Origin of the sequence: Actinomadura mexicana (assembly GCF_900188105.1) — a bacterium.
GTDB lineage: Bacteria > Actinomycetota > Actinomycetes > Streptosporangiales > Streptosporangiaceae > Spirillospora > Spirillospora mexicana.
The window spans coordinates 47992-68557 of the sequence record NZ_FZNP01000021.1; the positions used below are offsets into that span (position 1 = coordinate 47992).

Sequence of the window (20566 nt, forward strand, 5' to 3'; positions counted from 1 at the left end):
CTAGGTGACCGCCTCCTCGGCACGGCCCGCGGGCTCGGCCGCGGGTCGCGGGGCCGCGCCGCCGCCGCGCGTGTCCAGTGCCCCGGCCGTCACGGTCATCACCGCCACCACGCACGTGATGAGCGCGAACGCGGCCGGGTAGGACAGCGCCCCGGCCGTCCAGCCGATGACGGCGGGCGCGGTCAGCCCGGAGAGGTAGGTGATCGTCGCCACGCCCGCCACGCCCTCGCCCGGGGTGGTGCCGGCGGCGCCCGCCGCCGCGAACACCAGCGGCACGACCGTCGCCACGCCGGCGCCGAGCAGAGCGAACCCGGCGATGGCCGGCCAGGGTGCGCGGGACGCCACGACCAGCGCGCCGCCGAGGACCGCCACCACGCCCCCGCACCGGACCACCCGGGCCGGGCCGAGCCGCCGCACCAGCCGGTCGCCGAGCAGCCGGGTCCCCGCCATGCACGACATGAAGACCGTGTAGGCGGCGGCGGCCAGGCCGGGGCCCGCGTCCGCCACCTCGGTCAGGTAGACGGCCGTCCAGTCGGCGCTGGCGCCCTCGGCGAACGTGGCGCAGAAGCCGACGACGCCGATGGCCAGGACGGCCCGGGTCGGCAGCGCGAAGCGGCGCGGCGCCGGGCCCCCCGGGGACGGGCGGACGTGCAGCAGCCCGCGGCCCGCCGGCACGCCCGCCGCCAGCAGCACGGCCGCGACCAGACCGAGGTGCAGCCGGGCGTCGATCCCCGCGTGCGCGGCCAGAATGCCGGCGCCGCCCGCGACGAGGCTGCCCACGCACCACAGGCCGTGCAGGCCGGACATCACCGGCCGGCCCAGATGCCGCTCCACCGAGACCGCGTGCGCGTTGATCACCACGTCGGACATGCCGGCGGTGGCCCCGAACAGCAGCATCGCCGCGAACAGGAAGGCGGGCGCCGGGGCGAGCGCGGGCAGCGCCCCGGCGGCGCACCAGGCCGCGATCAGCAGGCGGGTGGCCCGGCGCTCGCCGATCCGGTGCGCGATGCGGCTCGCGGTCGGCATGCCGACGAACGCGCCGATGGACGGGCAGAGCAGCGCCGCGCCGAGCACGGTGGGGGACAGGTCGAGCCGGTCCTGGATCCAGGGGATGCGGGTGGCGAGGGTGCCGGCGACGGCGCCGTGCAGAGCGAACACGACCGCGAGGGCGCGGTGGGGGGAGTTCATGGTCCCAAAAACTAACAGGCAGCCTTCCTGATGAAAAGCGTTTCAGGCAGGTTCCCTGCCTACTACCATGGGGGGCGTGAAGACCGCCGACCCGACGATGGCCCGAGCGATCAACGACCGGCTGGCCCTCGACCTGCTGCTGGAGCGCGGGCCGCTGACCGCGCCGCAGCTGCGGACGCTGACCGGGCTGTCACGGCCGACGGTGTCCGACCTGATCGAGCGGCTGCGGGCCGGCGGGCTGATCGAGGCGGCGGGGGAGACCGGCGCCGACCGGCGGGGGCCGAACGCCCGCCTCTACGGGCTGGTCGCGGACCGCGCCCACGTGGCCGGGGTCGACCTGCGCCGCGACGCCGTGCACGTCAGCGTCGCCGACATCGCGGGGAACCCGGCGGGGTCGGCGTCCCGGCCGCTGCCCCCGTCCCCCGACCTCTGCGCCCTCGTCGCCGATGCGGTGACCGAGGCGGCGGGCGGCCGCGCCCTGCACACGGTGGTGCTCGGTACCCCCGGGCTGATCGACCCGCGCACCGGGCGCGCGACCGACAGCGGCGTCCCCGGCGGCCGGCCCGACCTCGGCACGGCCCTGCGCGACCGGCTGGGCGCGCCGGTGCGGGTGGAGAACGAGGTCAACCTCGGTGCCATCGCCGAGCACCGGGAGGGCGCGGCGGCGGGCCGCGACGACTTCGCGCTGCTCTGGCTGGACGACGGCGTCGGCGGGGCGCTCGTCCTGGACGGCCGGCTGCGGCGCGGCGCGTCCGGCGGCGCGGGCGAGGTGGGCCTGCTGAAGGTCGGCGGCACGGACTTCTGCGCCCTGCTCGACGGGGCGGCCGTCGCGGGCCTCGGCGACGAGGCGGTCGCCGGGCGCATCGCCGAGGCGGTGTTCGTGCTCGTCGCCGTCCTGGACCCCGGGCTCGTCGTGCTCGGCGGGTCGCTCGGCCGCGCGGGCGGCGACCGGCTCGCGGGCCTGGTCGCCGCGCACCTCGGCCTCCTCAGCCCGGCCGCCACCGAGGTCCGGCCCGGCCGCGTCGAGGGCGACGCCGTGCTGCGCGGCGCGGTGCTGACCGCCCTCGACCTGGTCCGCGACGACGTCTTCGGCTAGCGGCTCCCCGGCGGGGAGCCGCCCGGCCGCGGGCTCCTCACGCCTTCGGCAGGCGCTCGCCCGCCCGGAGCCGGTCCAGGCCGAGCCAGATGAACTCCACGGCCATCTGCTCGGCCCGCTCGCGCGGCGTGTCGGGATGCTCCAGCCACCACGACACCATCGACAGCATCGACCCGTACATCAGCGGGACGAGCAGCCGCGCCCGCTGCTCGTTCACCGCGAGCGCCGCCGGCGACAGTGCCGGGTCGGCGCGGCGGCGGCGCAGCAGCAGGTCGGCGAACGCGGTGCCGAGCCGGTCGCGCAGCTCCCGCAGCTCCAGGCCCACCTCGGGCTTGTCGAGATGCCGGACCACGAGGGCCCAGGCGTCCGGCTCCTCGGTGGCGTAGTCGAACAGCACCCGGATCATCGCCCGGATGCCGTCCGCCGAGCCGTGCGCGGCGAGCACGGCCCGGTTCAGCCTGCCGGTGATCTCGGCCACGATCGCCTCGGTGACCTCGGCGAACAGCTCCTCCTTGGAGGTGAAGTGCTGGTACAGCAGCGCCTTGGACACCTGCGCCCCCGACGCCACGTGCTCCATCTGGGTCAGGTGGTACCCGCGCCGGCCGAACTCCCCCAGCGCCGCCTGGAGCAGTTGCTCGCGGCGCCGGGCGTGCGGCATGCGCCGCCGCGCGCCCGGCGCCGCCTCCCCCGTGCCGCCGGTCATGTGCCGAGGTACCTGCCGAGCTCGGCGCGGGCCACGCTCCGCACGTGGACCTCGTCCGGGCCGTCCGCGAGGCGCAGCGTGCGCAGCCCGGCCCACATCGCGGCGAGCGGGGTGTCGTCGCTGACGCCGGCGCCGCCGTGCACCTGGATCGCCCGGTCGACCACGTCCAGCGCGACGCGCGGCGCGATCACCTTGATCGCCGCGACCTCGGACCGGGCGGCCTGCACGCCCTGCTTGTCGATCAGCCAGGCGGTCTTGAGGGTGAGCAGCCGGGCCTGCTCGATCGCCATCCGCGACTCGGCGATCTGCTGGCGCACCACGCCCTGCCTGGCCAGCGGCCCGCCGAAGGCGACGCGCGACACCGCGCGCTCGCACATCAGCTCCAGCGCCCGCTCGGCCATCCCGATCGCGCGCATGCAGTGGTGGATGCGGCCGGGACCGAGGCGGGCCTGCGCGATGGCGAAGCCGCCGCCCTCCTCGCCGACCAGGTTCTCCACCGGGACGCGGACGTCGGTGAAGGTGATCTCGCAGTGGCCGTGCTGGTCCTGGTAGCCGAACACGGGCAGCGGCCGGACGACCTCCACCCCCGGGGCGTCGAGCGGCACGAGCACCATCGACTGCTGCCGGTACGGGTGTCCCTCGGGGTCCGTCTTGCCCATCACGATCATGATCTTGCAGCGCGGGTCGGCGGAGCCGCTGATCCACCACTTGCGGCCGTTGACGACGTAGTGGTCGCCGTCCCGCTCGATGCGGGTGGCGATGTTGGTGGCGTCCGAGCTCGCCACGTCGGGCTCGGTCATGGCGAACGCGCTGCGGATCTCGCCGTTCAGCAGCGGCGTGAGCCAGCGCTCCTTCTGCTCGGGCGTCCCGAACAGGTGCAGGACCTCCATGTTGCCGGTGTCGGGCGCCGCGCAGTTGGTGGCCTCGGGCGCCAGGCCGGGGGAGCGGCCCGTCACCTCGGCGAGGGACGCGTAGTCGGTGACCGAGAGGCCGTGTGCGGGATCCTCGCAGTCGGGAAGGAACAGGTTCCAGAGGCCGCGTTCGCGGGCCTCCACCTTGAGTTCCTCGACGACCTGGGGGACGTGGTGCTCGCGGCCCGCCGCGCGCAGCTCGGCCCGCTGGGCCGCGTAGACCGGCTCGGCCGGGTAGACGTGGGCGTCCATGAAGTCCTGGAGGCGGCCGAGGTGGTCCCGGGCCCGCTCGCTCAAACCGAAGTCCATTCCGCTAGAGTAACTGACGAGTCAGTTACTTCGGGAGGAGTCCCCATGGCACCCTTCGACGGCACCGGCAAGGTCGCGCTGATCACGGGCGGAGGCAACGGCATCGGGGCCGCGGTGGCGCGCCGCCTGGCCCGCGAGGGCGCGCGCGTCGTGCTCGCCGACGTCGACGTGGCGGCAGGGGACGCGCTCGCGAAGGAGCTGGACGGCGCGTTCGTCCGCTGCGACGTGCGCGACCCCGCCGACAGCGCGGCCGCCGTCGCGGCCGCCGTCGACCGCTTCGGCGGCCTGGACGTGGCGTTCCTCAACGCCGGGGTGGCGGGGGGCGGCGGCGTCGGCGACGACTTCGACCTCGCCGCGTACCGGCGGGCCATGGGGATCAACCTCGACGGCGTCGTGTTCGGCGCGCACGCCGCGCTGCCCGCGCTGCGCGCCCGGGGCGGCGGCGACATCGTCGCCACCGCGAGCATGGCCGCGCTCACCGCGACGCCGTTCGACCCGGTCTACGGCGCCAACAAGGCGGCCGTGGTCGGGCTCGTCCGCGCCCTCGGCCCCACGCTCGCCGAGGAGGGCGTCCGCGTGAACGCGCTGTGCCCGTCCTTCGCCGACACCGACATCCTGACCCCGATGAAGGGGCACCTCCAGGAGACCGGTTTCCCGATCCTGGAGGTGGGGGACGTCGTCGAGGCGTTCATGCGGATCCTGGACGCCGACGGCGCCGGCGAGGCCTGGTACGTGGTGCCGGGCCGCCCGTCCGAGCCGTTCCGCTTCCGCGGCGTCCCCGGGCCCCGCTGAGCATCCGAGAGCTTCTGAGGAGAGTCATGCGCGCGATACAGATCACCGAGTTCGGCGGGCCCGAGGTCCTGACCGTCGCCGAGCTTCCCGAGCCGGCCGCCGGGCCGGGGCACCTGCTCATCGACGTCTCGCGGGCCGGCGTCAACTACGCCGACACCCACCAGGCCGAGAACAGCTACCTCTCGGAGTCGACTCTGCCGATGGTGCCGGGCGGCGAGGTCGTGGGCACCACGCCGGACGGACGCCGCGTCGTCGCGCTCGTCGGCACCGGCGGCTACGCGGAGAAGGCCGTCGCGCCCGAGGCGCTGGCCTGGGACGTCCCGGACGTGATCGACGACGTCACCGCCCTCGGCATGATCGTCCAGGGGGCGTCGGCGTGGGTGCTGCTGCGCCGCAGCGTCCACCTGGAGCCCGGCGAGTCCGTCGTCGTGCACGCCGCCGCGGGCGGGGTGGGGACGATCGCCGTGCAGCTCGCCAAGGCCTGGGGCGCCGGCCGGGTCATCGCCACCGCCTCGTCGGAGCACAAGCGCCGGCTCGCCCTCGACCTCGGGGCCGACGTCGCGATCGACGCGGGCGTGCCCGACCTCACCCGGGCGCTGATCGACGCCAACGAGGGCAGGCGCGTCGACACCGTGCTGGAGATGACCGGTGGCACGGTGACGGACCAGAGCCTGCGCGCCCTGGCCCCGTTCGGCCGCCTCGCCTTCTACGGCATGGCGTCGCGCACGGAGCCCTCGCCCGTCCGGCCCGCCACCCTGATGTCGCACTCCACCGCGATCTCCGGCATGTGGCTGGCGCACGTCTTCCAGCTCCCCGGCAACGTGATGCGCCAGGCGCTGGACGAGCTCTTCGCCCTCGCCGCGAACGGCGGGATCCGCGTCGTCGCGGGCGGCGAGTACGGGCTCACCGAGGCGGGGCGGGCCCACGAGGACCTGCGCGCCCGCCGGACCACCGGCAAGCTCGTCCTCGATCCCTCGCGCTGAGCCGCGGCCGGCCGCTAGCCGACGAGCCCGTTCTCGTAGGCGTAGACGACGGCCTGGGTGCGGTCGCGCAGCCCGAGCTTGGTCAGCACGTGCCCGACGTGCGTCTTGACCGTCTGCTCGGCCAGCACCAGCTCGGCGGCGATCTCGGCGTTGGACAGGCCGCGCGCCATGAGCCGCAGCACGTCCAGCTCGCGCGGCGTCAGGCCCGCGGTCGCCTTCGGGCTCGGCCGCTGGTGCCGGCGCCGGCGCGCGAAGTCGCCGATCAGCCGGCGGGTGATGGACGGGGCGAGCAGCGCGTCGCCCGCCGCCACGACCCGCACGCCGTTCACGAGGTCGGCCGCCGAGGCGTCCTTGAGCAGGAAGCCGCTGGCCCCCGCGCCGAGCGCCTCGTAGACGTACTCGTCCAGGTCGAAGGTCGTGAGCATGAGCACCTTGGGCCGCGCGTCGGTCGGGTCGCCGTTCGGATCGGGGTCTCCGGCCAGCTCGGCGGTGGCGGCCAGGCCGTCCATCTCCGGCATCCGGATGTCCATCACGACCACGTCCGGGTCGAGCCGGCGGGCCATCTCCACGGCCTCGCGGCCGTTTCCCGCCTGCCCGATCACCTCGATCCCCGGATCGGAGGACAGCAGCGCCGCGAGCCCGTCGCGGATCATCGCCTGGTCATCGGCGATCAGCACCCGAATTGTCACGGCACAAGCCTACGGGCCAGGTGATCGGCTCGCCCCGAACTAGTCCGGATCGCCGTAGGGCAGTTCGGCGACGACCAGCCAGCCGGCGCCCTCGCGCGGACCGGCGTCGAGGCTGCCGTCGAGCATCGCGACGCGCTCGCGCATGCCGACCAGGCCGTGGCCGCCGCCGTGCGACTCCTCGGGGGTGCTGCGGGCGCCGTCGTCGGTGACCGACACCGTCAGCGTCTCGGCGCCGTACCGCACCTCGACGTGCACCCGAGAGCCCGGCGCGTACCGGGCGGCGTTGCTCAGCGACTCCTGCACGATCCGGTACGCCGACAGGTCGACCCCGGCGTGCAGGGGGCGCGGCATCCCGACGACGGCGCTCGCCACCGCCAGCCCCGAGCGGCGAGCCGCGCCGACCAGGTCGTCCAGCCGTTCCAGACCGGGTTGCGGGGCGCGCTCGGCGCCCTCGTCGTCGGCGCGCAGCAGCCCGACGACCCGGCGCGTCTCGGTGAGGGCCTCGCGGGCCGCGTCCCGGACGACCTCGAACGTCTGCCGCGCCGCGTCCGGGAGCTCGGGGATCTTGTAGGGGGCGGCCTCCGCCTGCATCGCGATCACCGACATGTGGTGGGCGACGACATCGTGCAGCTCGCGGGCGATGCGGGCCCGCTCCTCCAGCACCGCCTGCCGGGCGAGGTCGCGCCGGTGCTGCTCCTCGCGCCGGCCCAGCTCCTCCATGGCCGAGTGCCGCCCGCCGACCGCGTCGCCGAAGGTGAGCGTGATCGCCGCGATCGCGGCGAGGATCATCCCGAACCAGCCGGGCATGCCGAACAGCACGGCCGGCACCAGCACGCCGACGATGGTCACCGCGCCGACGCCGACGGTGGTCTGCCGGGCGGCGCCGACGCCGACGAAGAACAGGACGACGACCAGGGCGAGGATCGCCGTCACCGGCCACGGCATGAAGCCCTCGCCGTGCCGCACGAAGACGGTCAGCAGCAGGCCTGCCGCCGCGACCCGCCAGGCGGCCAGCGGCCAGCGGGCCGCGAACAGCAGCGGCATCGCCTGCAGCGCGCCGAGAGGCCAGGCCAGTTGGGCGTTGACCCGGTACTGCGTGATGGAGATGGCGATGGCCCCGGCGGTGAAGCCGAGGGCCAGCATCGTCAGGACGAACAGGATGGGGATGCGCAGCGCGGGGTGGGCGGGCAGCAGGGTGACGGCCGGCTCGTCACGGCCCGGCACGAGGGCGGCGCGGACGCCGGCGGCCAGCCGGGTGCGGCCCGGGGGCGCGGGGCGGTCTGGATCGTTCATTTGGCTGCGAGCCTAGAACGCCCGGCGCCCCGGCGGCCTGACCCCGGGGAGGGAGATCCGATCCAGCCCCTGGGTATCAGCCCTGGCAGCGCCCTCCCCGGGCGCGGAGGGGCAGTAAACGGCATTTCCGATTGACTTTATAGGGAAGCTGCGCCACGCTGGTTCCCGTGCCGATCTCCGGACTTCGCTACGAGCGCCTGCACGTCGACCTTCGCCGCCAGGCCAGCGCGCTGTGTCGCCGCCCGTCCCGCTGAGCGCGACGAGGAATGGCAGCACACCGCTAGGAGAGCGACCGCATGACCGTCACCACGACCGGCCTCACCGTGCCCGCGCCCGAAGGCGCCCCCTTCACGCCCCGGCGCCTCGCCGAGCGGGCGCGCGGCCTCGCCACCGACCCGGGGGAGTGGCTGCTCCGGGTCCGGCTCGACCCGCGTGGACGCTGGTACGAGCGCGTCCACCAGGACGCCGACCACGAGATATGGCTGATCAGCTGGCTGCCCGGCCAGTCCACCGGCCTCCACGACCACGGCGACTCCGCGGGCGCGTTCGCGGTCGCCCTCGGGGCCCTGGAGGAGCAGCGCGTCACCGCCGCGCGCCGGGTCGGGACCGCGCACGGCATCGGCGCCGGGCAGGCCCGCTCCTTCGGACCCGGCTACGTCCACGACGTGCGCAACACCTCGGACGCGCCCGCCGTGAGCGTCCACGTCTACTCGCCGCCGCTCAGCGCGATGCGCCGGTACGACGTGGACGCGGGCGGCGGCCTGGTCCGGCTCGCCGACGAGTCCGCCGCCGACTGGTGAGGCACGGCCGCCCGGGTGCGCCGATCTTGCGGTGATCGCCGGGGCGGCGGACACTGCGGGAATGACCGACCTGAGCCATCCGATCTTCGCCCGCCTCTATCCGCGGCTGGACGCCGGCTGCGCCAAGGCGGGCGGCGACGCGTGCCGCGCGGAGCTGCTGGCCGGAGCGTCCGGCCGCGTGGTGGAGGTGGGCGCCGGATACGGGGCCAACTTCCGCCACTACCCGTCCGAGGTCACCGAGGTCGTCGCCGTCGAACCCGAGCCGCGGCTGCGCGCGAAGGCCGAACACGCCGCGGGACGCGCGCCGGTCCCGATCACGGTGCGCCCCGGGCTCGCCGAGGACCTCGACCTCGACGACGCGTCGTTCGACGTGGCGGTGGCCTCGCTCGTCCTGTGCTCGGTCCGCGACCCCGTCCGGGCGCTGGCCGAGCTGCGGCGCGTGCTCAAGCCGGGCGGCGAGCTGCGCTACTACGAGCACGTGCGGGGCGGCACCCCCGGCAAGGTGCGGTTCCAGCGCTACGCCGACGTGCTGTGGCCGTTCTTCGCCGCCGGCTGCCACCTCACCCGCCCGACGAGCGAGTGGATCGCCGGCAGCGGGTTCACCGTGCGGGGCGAGCGGCGGTTCGAGTTCCCCGAGCCGAGCCGGGCCAACCCGGCCTCGCCGCACGTGCTCGGGATCGCCGTCCGCGACTGACAGAGATGGCGCCCGCATAAGGTCCGGCTCCCGGGGAAGATCGGGCTCCATGACGGCAGCGGGCAGCGGACCGGGGCAGGCGGACGAGCACCGCGGGGACGGGACGTCGCACTCCGCGGCGGTGGCCGCGCTGCTGGCGGGAGCCGCCGCCCTCGGCGGGTTCCTGTTCGGCTACGACTCCTCGGTGATCAACGGGACGGTCGACGCGCTCAAGGAGGAGTTCGGCCTCGGCGGCTTCGCGGTCGGCTTCGTGGTGTCCGCCGCGCTGCTCGGCTGCGCCGTCGGCGCCTGGTTCGCGGGGCCGCTGAGCGACCGGATCGGCCGGGTGCGGGTGATGCTCATCGCCGCCGGGCTGTTCCTGGTCAGCTCGCTCGGCTCCGCGCTGGCCTTCAGCGCGGTCGACCTGACCGTCTGGCGGCTGGTCGGCGGCCTCGCCATCGGTGCCGCGTCGGTGATCGCGCCCGCCTACATCGCCGAGATCGCCCCGGCCGAGCTGCGCGGCCGGCTCGGCTCGCTGCAGCAGATGGCGATCGTGCTCGGCATCTTCGCCGCCCTCGTGGTCGACTACGTCATCGCGCGGGTGTCCGACGGCGGCGCGACCGGAACGTTCCCCTGGGGCGGCGGCGCGTGGCGGTGGATGTTCGCCAGCGCCGCCGTCCCGGCCGTGATGTACGGCGTGATCGCCACCACGATCCCCGAGTCGCCCCGCTACCTGGTCAAGAAGCACGAGACGGCCCGCGCGCGGCAGGTGCTGCGGCGCGTGATGGGCCGCGGCGACGTGGACGTGAAGATCACCGAGATCGTGCGGTCCATCGCCGTGGACCGGCCCGTCAGGCTCGGGGACCTGCGCGGCGAGCGGCTCGGCCTGATGCCGATCGTGTGGGCCGGGATCCTGCTGTCGGTGTTCCAGCAGTTCGTCGGCATCAATGTGATCTTCTACTACTCCTCCTCGCTGTGGCAGGCCGTCGGGTTCTCCGAGAACAACGCGATGCTCACCTCGGTGATCAACTCGGTCGTCAACGTCGCGTTCACGCTGGTCGCGATCGCGCTCATCGACCGGATCGGGCGGCGCCCGCTGCTGCTGGCCGGTGCCGCCGGCATGGCGGCCTCCCTCGGCACCCTCACGGTCTGCTTCGCGACCGCCCCGGTGGTGGACGGCAAACCGGACCTCGGCGGCGTCGCAGGTCCCGTGGCGCTCGTCGCGGCCAACGTGTTCGTCGCCTCCTTCGCCGCGACGTGGGGGCCCGTGGTGTGGGTGATGCTCGGCGAGATGTTCAACAACTTCATCCGGGCGTCCGCCCTGGCTGTCTCCGCCGCCGCGCAGTGGCTCGCCAACTGGGTGATCACCACGACGTTCCCCGGCATCTCCGGCTTCTCCCTCGGCCTGGCCTACGGCCTCTACACGCTGTTCTCGGTCCTGGCGTTCCTGTTCGTGCTGCGCGCCGTCCCCGAGACCAGGGGACGCGAACTGGAGGACATGGACGACCTCGCCGCCCCGCGGGCCCGCGCGTGAAAGGCCGGGCCCCGCGCCCGCCCATCGGTTACAGTGGAGCCATGCCGCACGCGCTCGCAGAGACGACGACGCCGGGTCACTCCCGGCGCGACGGCGGCATGTCCTGACATTGCACGCGGAAGGGCCCCGGGAGCGTTCCCCCGGGGCCCTTCCGCCGTCCGGGGACGCCGCGGGCCCTCCACCGACCCAGAGGAGCGGCCGATGGAACCGGATGCGTCCGGGGGACACCCCGAGTCGATAGCATCGAACCCCGTTGACCCCGACCCATCATCGCGAGGAGTACCCGTGTCCACCGTGTCTGAGCTGCGCATCACCCTCGACGGGAGCGAGCGGGCGGTGCCGGCGGGCACCACCGCGGGCCAGGCACTGGAGGCCGACGGCCGCACCGTGATCGCCGCCCGCGTCAACGGCGAGCTGCGCGACCTCGCCGGCGAGCTGCGCGACGGCGACGCCGTCGAGCCGGTCGAGATCGGCTCGGACGACGGCCGGGCGATCATGCGGCACTCCGCCGCGCACGTGATGGCGCAGGCCGTCCAGGAGCTGTTCCCCGAGGCGAGGCTGGGCATCGGCCCGCCGGTGGAGAACGGCTTCTACTACGACTTCGACGTCCCCGAGCCGTTCACCCCCGACGACCTCAAGCGCATCGAGAAGCGGATGCGCGAGATCGTCAAGCAGGGGCAGCGGTTCTCCCGCCGGCCCGTCTCCGACGAGGACGCGCGCGCCGAGCTGGCCGCCGAGCCCTACAAGCTGGAGCTGATCGGGTTGAAGGGGGCCGGGCCGGAGGCGGCCGACGGCGCCGAGGTCGAGGTGGGCGGCGGCGAGCTGACCATCTACGACAACCTGGACGCCAAGTCCGGCGAGCTGCGCTGGAAGGACCTGTGCCGCGGCCCGCACGTGCCGTCCACCCGGGTCGTCCCCGCCTTCAAGCTGATGCGCTCGGGCGGCGCCTACTGGCGCGGCAGCGAGAAGAACCCGCAGCTGCAGCGGATCTACGGCACCGCCTGGGAGTCCCGCGAGAAGCAGGACGAGTACCTGAGGTTCCTGGAGGAGGCCGAGAAGCGCGACCACCGCCGCCTCGGCGCCGAGCTCGACCTGTTCTCCTTCCCGAACGAGATCGGCAGCGGCCTCGCCGTCTTCCACCCGAAGGGCGGCGCCGTCCGCAAGGTGATGGAGGACTACTCGCGCCGCCGGCACGAGGAGGAGGGGTACGAGTTCGTCAACACCCCGCACATCACCAAGGGCCACCTGTTCGAGACCTCCGGGCACCTCGGCTGGTACAAGGACGACATGTTCCCCGCCATGGAGGTCGACGGCGGCGACTACTACCTCAAGCCGATGAACTGCCCGATGCACAACCTGATCTTCCGCGCGCGCGGCCGCTCCTACCGGGAGCTGCCGCTGCGGCTGTTCGAGTTCGGGTCGGTCTACCGGTACGAGAAGTCGGGCGTCGTGCACGGCCTCACCCGCGTGCGGGGCATGACCCAGGACGACGCGCACATCTACTGCACCGAGGACCAGATGGGCGAGGAGATCAAGCGCCTCCTCGACTTCGTCCTCGGCCTCCTGCGCGACTACGGTCTGAACGAGTTCTACCTGGAGCTGTCCACCCGCGACGAGTCCGACAAGTTCATCGGCTCGGACGAGATGTGGGAGAAGGCCACCGCCGCCCTCCGCGACGCCGCCGAGGCCACCGGGCTCGACCTCGTCCCCGACCCGGGCGGCGCGGCGTTCTACGGCCCCAAGATCTCCGTGCAGGCCAAGGACGCGATCGGGCGCACCTGGCAGCTGTCGACCATCCAGGTCGACCCCAACCAGCCCGAGCGGTTCGGCCTGGAGTACCAGGCGGCCGACGGCACCCGGCAGCGGCCCATGATGCTGCACCGGGCGCTGTTCGGGTCGATCGAGCGGTTCTTCGGCGTGCTGCTGGAGCACTACGCGGGCGCGATGCCGCCGTGGCTGGCGCCGGTGCAGGCGGTCGGCATCCCGATCGGCGACGCCCACGTCCCGCACCTGGAGAAGGTGGCCGCGCGGCTGCGCGAGCACGGCCTGCGCGTCGAGGTCGACGCCTCCTCCGACCGGATGCAGAAGAAGATCCGCAACGCGCAGAAGCAGAAGGTCCCGTACATGGTGCTCGCGGGCGACGACGACGTCGCCAAGGACGCGGTGTCGTTCCGGTACCGCAGCGGCGAGCAGAAGAACGGGGTCCCGATCGACGAGGCGGTCGAGGAGATCGTCCAGGCCGTGCGGACCCGCGTGCAGATCTGAGCCCGGCCGGGTCGTGCCCGCCCCGCGCGAGCGCGACCCGGAAGTGGCGCGCGCCCGGAGTTGGTAGCCTCATCGACCACGTGCGAGGACCGGGGAGACAGCGGAGATGAAGTCCAGGAGGCCGGGGCGGCGGGGGCGGTCGCTCTGGCTCCGGATCGCCGGCTACACCGGCACCCTGGCGCTCGTCGCGGCCGCCGTGGTCGTGCTCCTCATGCCCCTGGCGGACGACGGCACGAAGGGCGCGGCCGGCGCCGGAGGCACGGCGAGCCCGTCCGCGCCGGGCGGCCGGACGGGCCTTCCCGGAGGCGGGGGCCTGCCCGTGACCCCCACCAACCCCGCTCCGCAGCAGAACGGGAGCGGCCAGCCCTATCCGGGCGGTGGAGGCGGCGGGCCCGGCGGCCAGGGCGGCGGTCCGCAGATACCTCCCCAGAACGGCTCGGGCGGCGTCGGCGCCTGCCCGAAGGGGACGGCCTACTACCGAGCCACGCCCACGGGCGTGGACGTCGTCATCGCGGTCTCCGCGAGCGGCGCGATCCGGGCGGAGCTGTCGCTGCGGGGGCAGGAGCCCAAGGCCCAGCAGACCACCGTGCGCAGCGGCGGCCCGCAGACGTTCCACTTCACGGGCGTCGCGCCGCAGCTGGTCGAGCGGGTCAAGGTCACCACGATCTCGGTGGGGGGCGGCATGCAGAACTGCTACGCCCGTGCCGCCTGACGGACGTCCTCGACGGACACGTTGACGGCGGCGACCCGCGTCCCCAGCATCATGCCCGCCACCCGCGCCACGTTCGCCTTCACCCTCGTCGCCACGTCCTTGATCACGAGGCCGTACTCGACGGCGATGGCGACGTCCAGCGTGACCTCGTCGTCGTTCTGGACGACGCGCACGCCCGTCGCGGCGGGCTCGTCCCGGACGGTGAGGCCGGCGACGCCCTCCACCTCCAGCGCGGCGAACGCGGCGATCTTCCCGATCACCGCGTTGCCGATCGTGATGCGGCCCTCCACCGGCGCGCTGAGGTCGCCGGACGAGCCGTGCATCGTCATCGGCACCGCGTTCGGCCCCGACGACAGCACGCCCCGCGGGGGCGGGACCGACTGCGGTGCCGCGGTCGCGGGAGGCGCGGACAGCGGCGCTCCCTGCGGCATTCCCGGCAACGGTGCGCCCTGGGAGGGCGTGCCCGGGGAATGCGTACCCTGCGGCGGCATGCCAGTGGGGGGCTCCGTCTCCGGGCGGCCGGTGGGCGCCCCGGGGAACCGCGGTCCGGGTCCGGCCCCCGGCCCCTGCTCGGCGTTCCCGGTCTGGCGCTTGTCGAGCCCGGTCATGATCGCTCCCTGCGGTTCGGTCGGGTGACCATGGTGTCGGAGCGACGCGCGGAACGTCACGCAGGCACCGGATCGCGGGCGCGTCCGAAGACGCGCCGACGGGCCATGCTAGGGGATCCCGGCTACAGCCCCGAGGGCGTCTCTCTCTATGCTGCTGGTCAGGCCGTGAACAAAAGGAGACCGCCGCCTTGAGCGCAGAGCCGGAGGAGTCCGTGGTGCAGCAGGGGCGCGAGGACGCGCCCGGGGCCGGCGCCGGGAACGAGCGCACGCCCCGCTTCGAGGAGGAGAGGGGCGGCGCGGGCACGCCCGACAACTTCCAGCGGCTCTGGACCCCGCACCGGATGGCCTACATCAAGGGCGAGAACAAGCCCACGGGCGGGGGATCGGGCGACGGCTGCCCGTTCTGCGAGATCCCGAAGATGACCGACGAGGAGGGGCTCATCGTGGCCCGCGGCGAGTCGGTGTTCACGGTGCTGAACCTCTACCCCTACAACTCCGGGCACCTGATGGTCGTCCCGTACCGGCACGTCGCCGACTACGCCGACCTCGAAGAGCCGGAGTACGCGGAGCTGGCGACGTTCACGCAGCGGTCCCTGACGGCGCTGCGCAAGGCGAGCGGCGCGCAGGGCTTCAACGTCGGCATGAACCTCGGTCTCGTCGCCGGCGCCGGAATCGCGTCCCACCTGCACCAGCACGTCGTCCCGCGGTGGGGAGGCGACACGAACTTCATGCCGGTCGTCGGGCACACCAAGGTGCTGCCGCAGCTACTGCGCGACACCCGCCAGATGCTCGCCGACGCCTGGCCGCACTTCGCCTGACGGCCCGGGCGGGCCGCCGGCCTCAGGCGGGCGGCACGGCGCGCCGCAGGCCACCGTCGGCCGGCACGCGGGGCGGGGCCTGCGAGGCGCTCATCAGCTCCGAGACCGTGACGAACTCGAAGCCCTTGGCGCGCAGGCCGCGGATCATCGGGACGAGGTTGCGCAGCGCGACCAGGCGGTCGTGGTGGCCGGTGTCATGGGCGAGCAGGATCGCGCCGGGCCCGGTGTTGCCGACGATGTAGTCCACCAGCGCAGGCGGGTCGTCCTCGTAGGTCTTCTCCAGCATCTTGATCGACCACAGTGCGATGTCGTACTCGAACCGGCACGCGGCGCTCAGCGTGGTCCCGCCCAGATGGCCGAACGGGGGCCGCAGGAACCGGGGCTCCTTGCCGAGAATCCGCCCGATGGCGTTGTGGGCGCGCCGCAGCTGTTCCAGGGCCCGCTCGTCGGAGAGGCGCGACAGGTCCTGGTGCTGCCAGGTGTGGTTGCCGGCCTCGTGCCGGTCCATCCGCCCGTGCACGAGCCGGGCGTGCCGGACGAGCCGCTCCCCGACGAGGAAGAACGTGGCCTTGACCCGCTCGGCGTCCAGGATGTCGTGCACCATCGGCGTCCAGTCGGGCATCGGCCCGTCGTCGAAGGTGAGGGCGACGAGCTTCTGGGCGGTGTCGACGCCCCAGACCACGTCGACATGCGCGTTCCCGGCCCGCCACGGACCGGCGATGGGGACCGCCATCGCCGACGAGGGCGGGTTCCCGGAACCGACCACGGCGCCGACCGCCTCCGCCCCCGCGCCCAGCGTGACCGCTCCGGCGGCCGCCAGACCGAACCCCTTGATGAACGCCCGGCGTCCGGGGGCGGCCGGGCTCCGGGGGTCGTCCACGTTTTCCATTGTGCGACAACGATGCCATCGCGGACCCGCCCTGATCATCGGCCCTGCGGCCGAATCGCGGGTCACCCTGCGGGATGAGCCCGGCTCCCCCCGAGGTCGCGTCCGCGGGCGCCGGGGGTCACCGCGGCGGAGGGGGCGGGGCGGGGCCCGGCTCGCGCCGGACCCCGCCCGCGGGCGTGCGCGGTCAGCCGTCCCTGGAGCCGGCGGCGACCTTGTCGGCGAGGTGCGAGGGGAGCGGCTCGTAGCGCAGGAAGCGGCGGGTGAAGGTGCCGGTGCCCTGCGACATCGACCGCAGGTCGATCGCGTACCGGACGATCTCCAGTTGCGGCACCTCGGCCTTGATCATCGTGCGTCCGCCGGGCACCGCCTGGGAGCCGAGCACCCGGCCGCGCCGCGAGGTGAGGTCGGACATGATCTGGCCCACGTACTCGTCGGCGATCAGCACCTCCACCTCGTCGACGGGTTCCAGCAGCAGGATCGGCACCTGGCCCGCCGCGTCCTTCAGCGCGAGCGCGCCGGCGGCCTGGAACGCCATGTCGGAGGAGTCGACCGAGTGCGCCTTGCCGTCGTGCAGCGTGACCTTGACGTCGACCATCGGATAACCGGCGGAAACGCCGCGCTCCATCTGCTGCCGGACGCCCTTTTCGACCGACGGGATGAACTGCCGCGGGACGACCCCGCCGACGATCTTGTCGACGAACTCGAAGCCCTCGCCGGAGGGGAGCGGCTCGACGTCGATGTGGCAGATGCCGTACTGGCCGTGCCCGCCGCTCTGCTTGACGTGCCGGCCGAGGCCCTTCGCCGTCCCGCCGAAGGTCTCCCGCAGCGGCACGCGCAGGTCCACCCGCTCCACCTCGACGCCGTACCGGGCGCGCAGCCGGTCGATCAGCACGTCGGCGTGGGCCTCGCCCATGCACCACAGCACCAGCTGCCGGGTCTCGGCATTGTTCTCCAGCCGCAGCGTCGGGTCCTCGGCGACGAGCCGGCCGAGCGCCTGGCTCAGCTTGTCCTCGTCGGCCTTGGACTTCGCGCGGATCGCGACCGGCAGCAGCGGGTCCGGCATGGACCAGGGGGCCATCACCACGGGAGCGCCCGGATCCGACAGCGTGTCGCCGGTCTCGGCGCGGCCGAGCTTCGCCACCGCGCAGATGTCGCCCGCCCCGCAGGACGCCACGGTGCGCTGCGTCTTGCCCAGCGGGGAGGTCAGCGCGCCGACGCGCTCGTCGACGTCGTGGTCCTCGTGGCCGCGGTCCTCCATGCCGTGCCCGGAGACGTGCACGGTCGTGTCGGGGCGCAGCGTCCCGGAGAAGACGCGGACCAGCGAGATCCGCCCGACGTAGGGGTCGGACGTGGTCTTGACGACCTCGGCGACCAGCGGCCCCTCCGGATCGCAGGTGAGCTCTTTCGGGGGTCCGCCCGCCACCGGGGTCACGGGCGGGATGCCGTGTTCGAGGGGGGAGGGGAACGCCTGGGTGACGACCTCCAGCAGTTCCAGCATGCCGACGACCGGGCCGGGGTGGTCGCCATGCGGGACCGACGTCGCGAGGACGGGGTAGAAGCTGCCGCGCGCCACCGCGGTCTCCAGGTCCTCGATGAGCGCCTTCACGTCGATCTCCTCACCGGACAGGTAGCGGTCCATGAGGGTCTCGTCCTCGCTCTCCTGGATGATCCCCTCGATGAGCGAGGCGCGCTGCTCGGAGATCTGGTCCAGGTACCGGGGATCGGGGTCGCACTCGGTGCGCCGCCCGGTCGAGTAGTCGAGGCAGCGCTGCGACAGCAGCCCGATCAGGCCCTGGAGGCCGTCGTCGCCCCGGGCCGGGAAGTACAGCGGCGCGACGCCCTCGCCGAAGACGTCCTGGCAGGCCATGACCACGTCGTCGTAGTCGCCGCGCTGCTGGTCGACCTTGGTGATGACGACCGCGCGGGGCATCCGCACCGCCGCGCACTCCTCCCAGATCATCCGGGTGAGCCCGTCGATGCCGTCCACCGCCGAGATCACGAACAGCGCCGCGTCGGCGGCCCGCAGCCCGGCCCGCAGGTCGCCGACGAAGTCGGCGTAGCCGGGGGTGTCGATGAGATTGACCTTGACGTCGCCGTGCTTCAGCGGTGCGAGCGCGAGGTTGACCGAGCGCTGCTGGCGCACCTCCACGTCGTCGAAGTCGCTGACGGTGGTGCCGTCCTCGACCTTCCCCGCCCGCTGCAGCGTGCCCGTGGCGGCGAGCAGCGCCTCGACGAGCGTGGTCTTGCCGGCCCCCGAATGGCCGACCAGCGCGACATTGCGCACCCTGTCGCACCCGTCGGCCTCCGGTGCCCTGCCGGGGGCTCCCGGGTGGCCTCCCTTGTCCGCCATGACTACCTCCTCGGACGGGCCTCTCGCGGAGGCCCGCGTGCGGCTGGGGCCCGGCCCGGCGGGCCCGGCCCTGACGTCCGAGTGCGGCGTCCGACCTCGTCCATCGCGCGTGACCGACGTCACACCCGTGTCAACAGCCTTTCCCGTGATGGCCGGGATCACAAGGGGTGAACGGCAAACAAGCGCGATCCGTCGGGGCCGCTGGGCCGCGGGTCCCGCGACCGGCCGCGCACCCGCGGCGCGCGCACTACGATGGGCGCGCCGCGCGAGCGCCGGTCGCCCGCGGCGGGGCCGCTCCCGGTGAGCACGACTCCCGGTGGCCGCGACTCCCGGTGACCACGAGAACGGACGTCGATGCTCAACAAGATCAGGCCCGCGCTGGGGCGAGTCCTCACCCCCGTCGGACAGGCGGTCGCGCGGACCGGGGTCTCGCCCAACGCCATCACCGTCATCGGGACGGTCGGCGTCGCCGCCGGCGCGCTCGTGCTGTTCCCCCGCGGCGAGTTCTTCTGGGGGACGATGGTCATCACCGCGTTCGTCCTGTTCGACATGCTCGACGGCGCGGTCGCCCGGGTCACCGGGAAGATCTCCGCGTTCGGCGCGTTCCTGGACTCCACCATGGACCGCGTCGCCGACGCCGCGATCTTCGCCGGGCTGATGATCGGGCTGTACCGGGGCGACCAGGAGCCCCTCGCCGGGGTCGCCCTGTACTGCCTGGTCTCGGGGGTCGTGGTGTCCTACGCCAAGGCCCGCGCCGAGGGCCTCGGCTACACCTGCGACGTCGGCATCGCCGAGCGCGCCGAGCGCCTCATCGTCGTCCTCGTAGCGGCCGGGTTCGACGGGCTCGGCGTCCCCTACATCCTCGCGGTCGCCCTGTGGGGCCTCGCCGTGCTCAGCACCGTCACGGTCGGGCAGCGGTTCGCCGCGGTGTACGCCCAGGCGAGGCCGGGCGCCGGGGCCGGGAACGGCGTACGGAACGGGGCCGAGAAGACGCCGGAGCCGCGTCCATGACCACGCCCCGCCGCGGAGAGGCGCCGCCGTCGCTTCGCGACGAGGTGACCGACGCCGCCTACGCCCTGGGCTGGACGGTCGTCCGCAAGATGCCGGAGAGCGCGGCGCGCCTGGTGTTCACCGCGCTCGCCGACCGCACCTGGCACCGCTGCGGCGGCGGCGTGCGGCAACTGGAGAAGAACCTGTGCCGCGTCCTCGGCAAGGACGCCGTCGACGACGAGGTCCGCATCCTCAGCAAGAAGGTGCTCCGCTCCTACTTCCGCTACTGGCTGGAGGTCTTCCGGCTGCCCGAGTACGACCGGGCGCGGATCCTCGGCCGGATGCGGATCACCGGCGAGAAAAAGATCTTCAGCAACCTCGACTCCGGGCGCGGCGTCATCCTGGCGCTGCCCCACATGGGCAACTACGAGCACGCCGGCGCGTGGCTGGTGCACTGCGGCCACCCTTTCACCACCGTCGCCGAGCGGCTCGAACCCGCGTCGCTGTTCGACCGGTTCGTCGAGTTCCGCGAAAGCCTCGGGATGGAGGTCCTCGCGCACAAGGGCGCCTCCGCCTACGGGCGGATGGCGCAGCGGCTGCGCGCAGGGCGGCCGGTGTGCCTGGTCGTCGACCGCGACCTGACCGAGAGCGGCATCGACGTGCGGTTCTTCGGCGCCACCGCCCGGATGCCCGCCGTGTCGGCCGCGCTGGCCGTCCAGACGGGCGCCGCCCTCATTCCCGTGACACTCTGGTATGAGGGCGAGTACTGGGCGGCGCGGGTCCACGAGGAGATCCCCGTGCCGGACGAGGGCGGCAGACAGGAGAAGATCCAGGCCATGACCCAGGACCTCGCGGGCGCCTTCGAGGAGGGCATCGCCGCCCACCCCGAGGACTGGCACATGCTGCAGAAGGTCTGGGTGGACGACCTCACGGACGGCCCCGCGGGCGGCCGAAGATGAGGGC

The 20566-nt window shown here is 73.8% G+C and carries 20 protein-coding genes; 12 read left to right on the forward strand and 8 right to left on the reverse strand.

All coding sequences use genetic code 11. The features are described 5' to 3' along the window. On the reverse strand, positions 1 to 1188 hold the full coding sequence (locus CHC11_RS35500; RefSeq protein ID WP_089316269.1) for an MFS transporter: 1188 nt from the start codon (positions 1186 to 1188) through the stop codon (positions 1 to 3). Between the two features lie 76 nt (positions 1189 to 1264). On the opposite strand from CHC11_RS35500, the gene CHC11_RS35505 reads away from it, so the two are divergent. Beyond that, positions 1265 to 2284, forward strand: a complete 1020-nt coding sequence (locus CHC11_RS35505) for an ROK family transcriptional regulator (protein ID WP_218826388.1) — start codon at positions 1265 to 1267, stop codon at positions 2282 to 2284. A 37-nt stretch (positions 2285 to 2321) separates the two neighbouring features. On the opposite strand, the gene CHC11_RS35510 is transcribed toward CHC11_RS35505, so the two are convergent. Continuing rightward, positions 2322 to 2987 carry a TetR/AcrR family transcriptional regulator gene (locus CHC11_RS35510; protein ID WP_089316271.1) on the reverse strand — a complete coding sequence of 222 codons (666 nt, stop codon included), beginning with the start codon at positions 2985 to 2987 and terminating at the stop codon, positions 2322 to 2324. Continuing rightward, on the reverse strand, positions 2984 to 4207 hold the full coding sequence (locus CHC11_RS35515) for an acyl-CoA dehydrogenase family protein (RefSeq protein ID WP_089316272.1): 1224 nt from the start codon (positions 4205 to 4207) through the stop codon (positions 2984 to 2986). Before CHC11_RS35515 ends, CHC11_RS35510 begins: the two co-directional genes overlap by 4 nt. A gap of 45 nt (positions 4208 to 4252) precedes the next feature. On the opposite strand from CHC11_RS35515, the gene CHC11_RS35520 reads away from it, so the two are divergent. Next, the gene (locus tag CHC11_RS35520; protein WP_089316273.1) at positions 4253 to 4999 is read left to right on the forward strand and encodes an SDR family oxidoreductase; all 747 of its coding nucleotides are present in this window, start codon (positions 4253 to 4255) and stop codon (positions 4997 to 4999) included. 26 nt (positions 5000 to 5025) lie between these two features. Next, complete coding sequence (locus CHC11_RS35525; protein WP_089316274.1) at positions 5026 to 5982, forward strand: quinone oxidoreductase family protein; 957 nt, start codon at positions 5026 to 5028, stop codon at positions 5980 to 5982. A gap of 14 nt (positions 5983 to 5996) precedes the next feature. Here CHC11_RS35525 and CHC11_RS35530 read toward each other — a convergent pair whose 3' ends face one another. Together CHC11_RS35530 and CHC11_RS35535 are read right to left on the reverse strand one after the other, a co-directional pair. Next, positions 5997 to 6671, reverse strand: a complete 675-nt coding sequence (locus CHC11_RS35530; RefSeq protein WP_089316275.1) for a response regulator — start codon at positions 6669 to 6671, stop codon at positions 5997 to 5999. Positions 6672 to 6710: 39 nt separating this feature from the next. Next, positions 6711 to 7964, reverse strand: a complete 1254-nt coding sequence (locus CHC11_RS35535) for a sensor histidine kinase (protein WP_089316276.1) — start codon at positions 7962 to 7964, stop codon at positions 6711 to 6713. 167 nt (positions 7965 to 8131) lie between these two features. Here CHC11_RS35535 and CHC11_RS43995 point away from each other — a divergent pair, with 167 nt between their 5' ends. From CHC11_RS43995 to CHC11_RS41785, 6 genes are all read left to right on the forward strand, one after another. Further along, complete coding sequence (locus CHC11_RS43995) at positions 8132 to 8218, forward strand: putative leader peptide (protein WP_360616493.1); 87 nt, start codon at positions 8132 to 8134, stop codon at positions 8216 to 8218. 42 nt (positions 8219 to 8260) lie between these two features. Next, complete coding sequence (locus CHC11_RS35540) at positions 8261 to 8764, forward strand: cysteine dioxygenase (RefSeq protein WP_089316277.1); 504 nt, start codon at positions 8261 to 8263, stop codon at positions 8762 to 8764. Between the two features lie 61 nt (positions 8765 to 8825). Then, the gene (locus CHC11_RS35545) at positions 8826 to 9458 is read left to right on the forward strand and encodes a class I SAM-dependent methyltransferase (RefSeq protein WP_089316278.1); all 633 of its coding nucleotides are present in this window, start codon (positions 8826 to 8828) and stop codon (positions 9456 to 9458) included. 49 nt (positions 9459 to 9507) lie between these two features. Beyond that, entirely contained in the window at positions 9508 to 10971 is a 1464-nt protein-coding gene (locus CHC11_RS35550) for a sugar porter family MFS transporter (protein WP_089316279.1), read from the forward strand. Between the two features lie 285 nt (positions 10972 to 11256). Further along, positions 11257 to 13236 (forward strand): threonine--tRNA ligase, encoded by a 1980-nt coding sequence (gene thrS, locus CHC11_RS35555; RefSeq protein WP_089316280.1) that lies wholly within the window; start codon positions 11257 to 11259, stop codon positions 13234 to 13236. Between the two features lie 106 nt (positions 13237 to 13342). Further along, on the forward strand, positions 13343 to 13948 hold the full coding sequence (locus CHC11_RS41785; protein WP_089316281.1) for a hypothetical protein: 606 nt from the start codon (positions 13343 to 13345) through the stop codon (positions 13946 to 13948). Here the strand turns inward: CHC11_RS41785 and CHC11_RS35565 are convergent. Further along, positions 13930 to 14379, reverse strand: coding sequence for an Asp23/Gls24 family envelope stress response protein (locus CHC11_RS35565; RefSeq protein WP_179279167.1), 450 nt, complete (start codon positions 14377 to 14379; stop codon positions 13930 to 13932). The genes CHC11_RS41785 and CHC11_RS35565 overlap by 19 nt on opposite strands. Before the next feature lie 365 nt (positions 14380 to 14744). Here CHC11_RS35565 and CHC11_RS35570 point away from each other — a divergent pair, with 365 nt between their 5' ends. Beyond that, complete coding sequence (locus CHC11_RS35570) at positions 14745 to 15374, forward strand: HIT family protein (protein ID WP_245920185.1); 630 nt, start codon at positions 14745 to 14747, stop codon at positions 15372 to 15374. 22 nt (positions 15375 to 15396) lie between these two features. On the opposite strand, the gene CHC11_RS35575 is transcribed toward CHC11_RS35570, so the two are convergent. Both CHC11_RS35575 and CHC11_RS35580 read right to left on the reverse strand, forming a co-directional pair. Further along, a complete protein-coding gene (locus CHC11_RS35575) occupies positions 15397 to 16254 on the reverse strand; it encodes a polysaccharide deacetylase family protein (protein ID WP_179279168.1) in 858 nt (285 codons plus the stop codon). A gap of 193 nt (positions 16255 to 16447) precedes the next feature. Further along, entirely contained in the window at positions 16448 to 18613 is a 2166-nt protein-coding gene (locus tag CHC11_RS35580; RefSeq protein WP_089316284.1) for an elongation factor G-like protein EF-G2, read from the reverse strand. A gap of 354 nt (positions 18614 to 18967) precedes the next feature. Here CHC11_RS35580 and pgsA point away from each other — a divergent pair, with 354 nt between their 5' ends. Together pgsA and CHC11_RS35590 are read left to right on the forward strand one after the other, a co-directional pair. Further along, positions 18968 to 19624: a phosphatidylinositol phosphate synthase gene (gene pgsA / locus CHC11_RS35585; RefSeq protein WP_089316285.1), complete on the forward strand. Its 657-nt coding sequence runs from the start codon at positions 18968 to 18970 to the stop codon at positions 19622 to 19624. After that, on the forward strand, positions 19621 to 20562 hold the full coding sequence (locus CHC11_RS35590; protein ID WP_089316286.1) for a phosphatidylinositol mannoside acyltransferase: 942 nt from the start codon (positions 19621 to 19623) through the stop codon (positions 20560 to 20562). The genes pgsA and CHC11_RS35590 overlap by 4 nt, the downstream gene beginning before the upstream one ends. Positions 20563 to 20566: the final 4 nt, after the last annotated feature.